The organism is Corynebacterium neomassiliense (assembly GCF_900626215.1).
Lineage (GTDB): Bacteria > Actinomycetota > Actinomycetes > Mycobacteriales > Mycobacteriaceae > Corynebacterium > Corynebacterium neomassiliense.
The window spans coordinates 1-1716 of the sequence record NZ_LR131121.1; the positions used below are offsets into that span (position 1 = coordinate 1).

Here is a 1716-nt window from a genome sequence, read left to right on the forward strand (position 1 = left end):
TTTCTCAGCCGACGGCACCCACGGAGATCAAGACTCTCCTCTGCGTCGGCGGCGCCGGTGGTGTATAGGAGACAGAGGCGGGACCGGCAGGGGGACGGGGCCGGGCGGGGGCGTCTAGCTCCGGTCACCCATCTGCTTCGCCATGTTCCGGGTGATGATCTTGTCGTCGAACTCCGGGACGAAGGTGGCGAAGATCATGCCGAGGATGAAGACCGCCGGTGCGGAGACCGCCATGACCACGGCCACTGTGGTGCTGCCGACCAGGACCGTGAAGTTCGTCAGGATGAAGTAGAGGGCGGTGCCGAGTCCCAGGAGCGAGAGCACCGGTGCGATCAGCCGCTTCCACGCGGAGACCTGGAGGGAAGGCCTGGCGTGGAACCATGCGATCACCGCGACAGAGACCAGAAGCATGAGGATGACGATGGTGAACGTCGCGAGCCCGGAGAACCAGGTGAAGATCTGGGTGACCGGGTCCATCCCCGCCAGGGCACAGACCACGACCAGGACTGCGATGGTCACTGTCTGCACGATCGAGGACATGCTGGGGGACTGGTAGGTCAGGTGCACAGCCCGCAGTGCCTTCGGCAGCCCCCGCTTGTGGGAGATGGCGTGCTGGTAACGGGTGAGTACGTTGTGGAAGGACAGGACACAGGCGAAAAGGCTGGTGAGCAGGAGGACCTGAACGACCGGGCCGGCCCACTGCCCGACATAGTTCCGCGCGGTGTTCGCGATCATGTTGTCAGGGTCGTTGACCGCTTCCTCGAGGACACTGTCGGTGCCCCAGGCCTCCACGACCGCCCACCCGGAGACGGTGTAGAAGATGCCGATCACGGCCACGGCGATGTAGGTCGCCCGGGGGATGGTCCTGTCGGGGTCCCTGGCCTCGGACCGGAACACGGTGGTCGCCTCGAAACCGATGAATCCGGCCATCGCCATCATCAGGCCGACCCCGAGGGACCCGGAGAAGATGTTCTCCGGCAGGAAGGGCTCGGCGTTGATCCCGTCGGCGCCGCCCCTGCCGACGACGAAGACGTCGATGAGGACGACGATCGCGATCTCCGCGATAAGGAGGACGCCGAGCGCGCGGGAGCTCAGCTCGATGTTGCGGTAGCCCAGGAAGCCGACCACGGCGGTGACGGCGAGGGCGAAGGCCCACCACGGGATGTGCACCAGCGGATCGACGAGGATGGAGAGCTGTTCGCCGAGGAATCCGTAGACGGCGAACTGGATGGCGGTGTAGGTCAGCAGGGCGAGGTAGGCGGTGCCCATCCCCAGGCGGCGTCCGAACGCCGTCTCCACGTAAGAGTAGAAGGCGCCGGGTTCGTCGATGAATTTCGCCATCGTGGTCAGACCCACGGAGAACAGGACAAGGATGACGGCGCTGACGGCGTACATGGCAGGGTAGCCGGGGCCGTTGCCGATGGACATGCCGATAGGCAGGGCACCGCCGATGACGGTCAACGGTGCTGCCGCGGCGATGACCATGAAGACGATCGACGCGGTGGTCAGGGTACCTCCCCGTAGGGTGTCACCTCCGGTGGAGACGGGTGGGGTGGCGGTGGGAGCGGACATGGCAGAACCTCTCAGTGCAGTGTGGCGGGGATGATGGCGGGGGGGGGGCCGCGGCAAACCTGGGGACAGGGGGGATTAACGGCCTTTACGGGGGCCCGGGGGGGAGGGGGGTCTGACGCTGGTGGCGCCGGCACCGAATGCGCC

The 1716-nt window shown here is 66.2% G+C and carries 1 protein-coding gene; it reads right to left on the minus strand.

Going from position 1 to position 1716, the window contains the following annotated elements; genetic code table 11:
- Positions 1-114: 114 nt before the first annotated feature.
- Positions 115-1572: an APC family permease gene (locus E0E18_RS13830; RefSeq protein WP_066589283.1), complete on the minus strand. Its 1458-nt coding sequence runs from the start codon at positions 1570-1572 to the stop codon at positions 115-117.
- Positions 1573-1716 lie beyond the last annotated feature (144 nt).

Bases quoted from the DNA above. Each gene is read 5' to 3' on its own strand.
- E0E18_RS13830 (WP_066589283.1), bottom strand. From the start codon at position 1,572: ATGTCCGCTCCCACCGCCACCCCACCCGTCTCCACCGGAGGTGACACC.